The organism is Pseudomonas sp. FBCC-B35 (genome assembly GCF_059133755.1).
The window spans coordinates 2,314,249-2,320,761 of the sequence record NZ_CP101439.1; the positions used below are offsets into that span (position 1 = coordinate 2,314,249).

Below are 6,513 nucleotides of genomic sequence, written 5' to 3' on the forward strand. Positions count from 1 at the left end.
TGAATCGCACGCTGACCCCTCAGAAGGACCTGACCGATCATGCCTGCCGCCGACCTTTTCGACCTCACCGTTGCCCAGCGGGATATCTGGCTGGAGCAACTCAGCCAAGGCACATCCCCGCTGTACAACATTGGCGCCTATGTCGCGCTGGAGGGGCAGGTGGACAGGACCAGGCTGACGCTGGCACTGCATCACCTGGCCAGCCTCCACGATGCCTTGCGTACCGTGTGGGTACAGGAGGGTGGCTCGGCGCGGCAGCGTTTCGCCCCCCAGCTGCCCGTGACCTTGATGTGGGACGACCTTCAAGCTGACGCCCACCCGACCGATGCAGCCCTGAACCTTCTCGATGCCTGGATGCGCATGCCCATTGCACTGGAGCAAGGGCCGCTCTGGGAGGCCAGGCTGATCAGGATGGGCCCCCGCGAGCACTTGCTGGCCTTGCGCGCCCACCATCTGGTGCTCGATGGGTGGGGCGTTGACCAGTGGTTCAAGCAACTGGCCGACCTCTACCTCACGCTCGAACACCAACAGGCGCTGCCCGGCAGCGCGCCCTCGTACTGCGCCTTTATCGAAGAGGATGCGCGCTACCGGGCCTCGGCGCGTTATCAGCGTGACCGTGAGTACTGGCTGACCAGGCTTGCCCAACTGCCCGACCCCCTGCTGCGGCCTACCCAACCGGCCTTGTCGCCGGAGGATTCACCGAGCCATGCGCTTGATCTGGCGGTTACGCCTGGCTTGATGCGCAAGTTGCGGGCGCTGGCCGACACCCTAGGCGTGTCGCCGTTGCCGGTGTTGCTGGGGGCACTGCACGTCTGTGTCTGCCGCACTTGGCAGCGCGATCAATGGATGGTCGGCTTGCCGGTACGCAACCGCGCCAACGCACAGTTCAAGGCAACCCTGGGATTGTTCACCCAGGTCAGCCCACTGCGCATGGACTTTGGCAGGAACCTGTCCTTCGCGGACCTGATTCAAGCCATCGTCGCTACGCTCAAGCAGGATTTTCGTCATCAGCGCTACCCGATGAGCGCGCTCAAACGCGACGTCGCCGCGCAGCAGGAGGGGCGCACGCAGTTGTTCGAGCTGCTGGTGTCCTTCGAAGAAGACAGCAACGCGCTGCAAATCGGCGACGTGGCCGGTGCGACGGTCATGATCTGCAATGGCCATGAACCCTCACCCTTGAGCATCCATTTGCGCTGCAACACCCACGCAGGCACCGCGCGCCTGCACTTGGTGCACAGCCGCGCCTGGTTCAGCGACGAACAGGCCAAAGCCCTCGGCGCACGACTGCTGCATGTGCTGGAGCAGGGCCTGGCCCAACCCCAGGCCCTGGTATCGGCCTTCGACATGCTGACCGCACCCGAGCACCAACGCCTCAGGGCATGGAACATGACGGCCATGTCAGCGGCGCACACGGCGCCCTGCCTGATTCAGCAACGCATCGAGCTGCAAGCCCGCACGCAGCCGGGAGCCCTGGCGGCCTGTTTCGGCGACCAAACCTTGAGTTACGGCGAGCTCGATCACCGCGCAAGCGCCTTGGCCCAGCACCTCGCAAGTCTCGGGGTAGGCCCTGAACGGCGCGTGGCAGTGGTCGCCCAGCGAGGCCTGGCCACCCTGGTTGGCCTGCTGGCGGTACTCAAGGCAGGCGGTGCTTACGTGCCGGTCGATCCGGCCCATCCGGCAGAGCGCATCGCCTACCTGCTGCAGGACAGCGCTCCGCACGTGGTCCTGACCCTTTCGCGCTTCGCACCGCGCCTGCCCAAGCACGGCAGGCCACAGATCGAACTGGACGACCCGTCGTGGCCGACCGAGCCCGCAGCCACCTTCTCGTTCGCACCGCAAACGCGTACGGATTTGGTCTACATCATCTATACCTCTGGCTCCACCGGCCAACCCAAGGGGGTGATGGTCGAGCAACGCATGCTGGCCAACCTGGTGGACTGGCACTGCACCCAATTCGCGCTTGGCCCAGGCCGCCATCAGTCCAGCGTGGCGGGCTTTGGTTTCGATGCCATGGCCTGGGAGATCTGGCCGGCGCTGTGCAGTGGCGCCACCTTGCACCTGGCACCGGTACGCGAAGGGGCCGAGGATATACACGCGTTGCTCGCCTGGTGGCGGGCCCAAACGCTTCACGTCAGCTTCTTGCCCACGCCGATTGCGGAACTCGCCTTCGCCCAGGGGATGCCCCATCCAACGTTGGAAACCCTGCTGGTGGGCGGTGACCGCCTGCGACGACTGGGCCGGGAGCTGACGTGCAAGGTGATCAACAACTATGGCCCGACCGAGGCCACGGTAGTGGCCACGTCGGGGCAGGTGCAGCCGGGTGGGCCATTGCACATCGGCGTTCCGGTCGCCAACACCCAGGTGTATGTGCTGGACGGGCAGGGCCAGTTGCTGCCGCCCGGCGCGGACGGTGAGCTGTATATCGGTGGCCAAGGGGTGGCCCGGGGCTACTTCAACCAGCCGCAACTGAGCGCCGAGCGCTTCGTTCAAGACCCGTTCAGTAGCGCGCCTGGCGCCCGGCTTTACCGGACCGGTGACTGGGTGCGCTGGCTGTCCGACGGCACGCTTGAGTACCTGGGCCGCAACGACGACCAAGTGAAGATCCGCGGTATGCGGGTCGAGCTTGCGGAGATCGAAGCCGCCTTGAGCCGTCACCCGGCGGTGAACGAAGGCGTGGTCATGCTCCGCGAGGGTCAGTTGCATGCCTGGTTCACGGCGACCGATCCGGTCACGCCCCGGGCCCTGCACGATCACCTGCGCGATAGCCTGCCAGTCGCCCTGTTGCCGGTCGCCTACATGCAGGTCGCCCACTGGCCCTTGACCGCCAATGGCAAGCTCGACCGACGCGCGCTGCCCCCAGCGGATGACACGGCCATGGTGCGGCACGAGCATGAGCCGCCAGAAGGGGAGATGGAGCAACGCCTGGCCGCGCTCTGGGCCCAGTTGCTGCACATCGAGCGCATCGGCCGGCACGACCATTTCTTCGAGCTGGGCGGGCATTCGCTGCTGGCTGTCCAACTGATCGAGGCCATGCGCCAACAAGGCCTGCAGGTCGATGTGCAGGTGCTGTTCGGGCAATCGACCCTGGCAGCAGTCGCCGCCAGCGCCAGGGCCACCGAGTGCGTGCACACCCCACCGCCGTGCATCCCGTTGCAGTGCCAGCGCATCGAGCCGGGCATGCTGCCCCTGGCCACGCTCAGTCAGGCAGCGCTCGACCGCATCGTAGCGGGGGTGCCGGGTGGCGCGGCCAACGTGCAGGAAATCTACCCCTTGGCGCCCTTGCAGCAGGGGCTGCTGTACCACCACCTGACGGACACGGTCGACCCGTACCAGCAACAGGCCGTGTTCTCGTTCGCCACCGAGCAACAGGTGCGCGACTTCGCCGTAGCGTTGCAGCATGTGATGCAGCGCCACGACATCCTGCGCACCAGCCTGGCCTGGGAAGGGCTGGAGACGCCGCACCAGGTGGTCTGGCGCCATGCCCGCCTGCCGGTCGAACGCTGGCAGGGGCCTGAAGGTCAATGGCGCGACCACTACCATCCCGGCCGGCGCCTGCTCAGCCTGGACAAGGCGCCGATGCTGGCACTGGTGTGCATGGATGCACCTGAACAGGGCCGTTGGCTGGCCTTGCTGCGTTTTCACCATCTGGTCAACGACGCGGTGTCCTTGCAGGTGCTACTGGGCGAGCTGGAGGCCTGTATGGCGGGGCGGGGCGCGCAATTGCCAGCGCCAGTGCCGTATCGGGATTACGTGGCGCTCACTAACCGCGCCGAGCGCCAGGCCGCCCACCGGGCATTTTTCACCGAGCAACTGGCGGGGTTGGCGCCGCAGCAGCCGCTGTCGGGCTGGGGCGCAGTGGCGCTCGATCCGGCCGACCTCGAGAACGCCAGCCGTGACCTGCCCGCCGCTACGGTCGCCAGCCTGCGCGCCCTGGCAAGGGCGCATGGCGCCAGCTTTGCGAGCCTGCTGCACCTGGCATGGGCCCACGCACTGGGTAGCCTGAGTGGGCGCGACCAAGTCGTGGTGGGCACGGTATTGCTGGGGCGCAGCATGGCCGGCCCTGGCGCCGACCGGGCGCTGGGGATGTTCATCAACAGCTTGCCGCTGCGCATCAACCTCAATGACTGCACCCCAGCGCAGGCGTTGGTGGATACCCATGCTCGCCTGGCGGCGCTACTGGCCCATGAAGATGCGCCGCTGATCCTGGCCCAGCAATGCAGCGGTCTGCCGGCCGGCAGCGCACTGTTCGACAGCCTGGTGAACTACCGTCAGGGTGCGCTGCCGTTGGGCGAGGTCATGCCGGGTGTCGCGCTGGTCGAAGCCAGTGAAGTGACGAGCCATGGCCTGGTATTGACGGTGGATGACCCGGGAGATCGCCTGCAACTGTCTGTGCGTGCCCCGCATGCGCTGGGGGCGCAGCGCATGCTGGACTACCTGGGCACGGCGCTCGAACAGATCGGCCAGGCACTATCGGACCCGACATCCGGCATGCTCCAGCAGCTATGCCCGGTGCCTGCACGGGAGCTTGCGTTGATGCTCGAAGGCTTCAACGCCACCGAAGACCCCACCAGCCCTGTTCAGCAGACACTGCCGACGCTGTTCGAGGCCCAGGTGCAACGTACCCCCTGCGCCATCGCCCTGCAGGCCGACGGCCAGAGCCTGGACTACCAGACGCTCAACGAACAGGCCAACCGCCTGGCGCACTACCTGATCGGCCTGGGCGTGACACCTGACAGCCGAGTGGCGGTGTGCATCGAGCGAGGTGTCAGCCTGATGATCGCCTTGCTCGGGGTGCTCAAGGCAGGTGGTGCCTACGTGCCGCTGGACCCTGAATACCCGCAAGAGCGGCTGCGCTTCATGTTGCAGGACTGCAACCCGGTCACGGTGCTGGTGCACGGGGCCACGGCAGGGCTCTTCGCGCCGTTGCAACAGCCCACCCTGAACCTGGACCGCTGTGATCTGACCGAGCGTCCCTGCACCGACCCTCAAGTACCTGGCCTTGGCCCGCAGCACCTGGCTTACGTGATGTACACATCAGGTTCGACCGGCACGCCCAAGGGCGTGATGATCGAGCATCGCGGCCTGTGCAACCTGATGCACTGGGGCTCGCTGATCCGGGCACCACGTGCCGGTGACGCCTTGCTGCAACGCGCCCCGTGCACCTTCGACGGTTCGGTCTGGGAGTTGTTCTGGCCGTTGACGGCGGGGGTGCGCCTGGTCCTGGCTCGCCCCGGTGGGCACCGCGACCCTGGCTACCTGATGGAGCTGATCAAGGCGCAGCAGGTCAGCATCGTCAAGTTCGTCCCGGCGCTGTTGCAGCAGTTCCTCGATCAGCCAGGGGTGCAGGGGTGCACCCGGCTCACCGACATTTTCTGCGGAGGCGGCGATCTTACCCCCGCGTTGCTGCAAAGCCTTCGCGAGCGCTTGCCCTGGGTGTGCGTGCATAACGTGTATGGCCCCACCGAGGCCACTGTCGACAGTACCGCCTGGTCGTTGCCGGCCCATACGCCACTGCCGGTGCAGACACCGCCGATCGGCCGTCCGATCCCCAACACCCGCGTGTATGTACTCGATGAACACGACCGCCCGGTACCGCTGGGCGGCGTAGGCCAGTTGCACATCGGTGGAGTAGGCGTGGCGCGCGGCTATCTGGGCTTGCCTGAGCTTCAGGCCGAACGCTTCATCGCCAGCCCCTTCGTCGACGGCGACCGGCTCTACCGCACAGGCGATCTGGTGCGCTATCGAGAAGACGGCAACCTCGAATTCATGGGCCGCAACGACTTCCAGGTCAAGCTGCGCGGCCTGCGCGTGGAACTTGGAGAGATCGAGGCCTCGCTCACCGCCCACCCGGCCGTTGCGCAGGCGGTGGTGCTGATGCGCGAAGAGCGCCTTGTGGCCTACTTCACCCTGTGCGACGGCCAGCCTGCGCCGGCCCTCGAAGCCCTGCGCGGTCACCTGCTGGCCTGCATGCCGGAGTACATGGTGCCCCAGGCCTTCGTGCGCCTGGCACAGTTGCCCTTGAGCGCCAACGGCAAGCTGGATCGGCGCGCCTTGCCCGCGCCCGGCGCCGATGCGGTCATCAGCCGCGCCTACCGTGCACCCGAAGGCGAGCTGGAAGCGGCCATGGCGGCCATCTGGGCCGAGTTGCTCAAGATCGAGCAGGTGGGCCGTGACGACAACTTCTTCGAGCTGGGCGGGCATTCATTGCTGGCCGTGAGCCTGGTGGCGCGCCTGCGCCAGGCCGGGCTGCACGTCGATGCCAGGGCGCTGTTCACCCAGCCCACCCTCTCGGGGCTCGCCGCCAGCACCCAGGCCCAGCCTGAACAGGCCGTCATCCCGCCTACCACCATCCCAAGCCTGGGCAAACGCAGGCGCCTTTGAGGCCAAGCCCGGGGCCCGCCGGCCCCGGCAATCGTTTGCGCGGTTGTCCCCACTTCCCATGTCAGACCGGCCGGTCGCGTTGCTTTAGCGTGTCGGCCATCAACCCTTCCAGGCAAAGCAGGATGCTTACCG

The 6,513-nt window shown here is 66.7% G+C and carries 1 protein-coding gene; it reads left to right on the forward strand.

Going from position 1 to position 6,513, the window contains the following annotated elements; genetic code table 11:
* Nucleotides 1-39 precede the first annotated feature (39 nt).
* Nucleotides 40-6,381 carry a non-ribosomal peptide synthetase gene (locus NMB38_RS10830; RefSeq protein WP_254286808.1) on the forward strand — a complete coding sequence of 2,114 codons (6,342 nt, stop codon included), beginning with the start codon at nucleotides 40-42 and terminating at the stop codon, nucleotides 6,379-6,381.
* Nucleotides 6,382-6,513 lie beyond the last annotated feature (132 nt).

Excerpts from the sequence above, each read along its gene's own strand:
- NMB38_RS10830 (WP_254286808.1), top strand. The coding sequence starts at position 40 with ATGCCTGCCGCCGACCTTTTCGACCTCACCGTTGCCCAGCGGGATATC.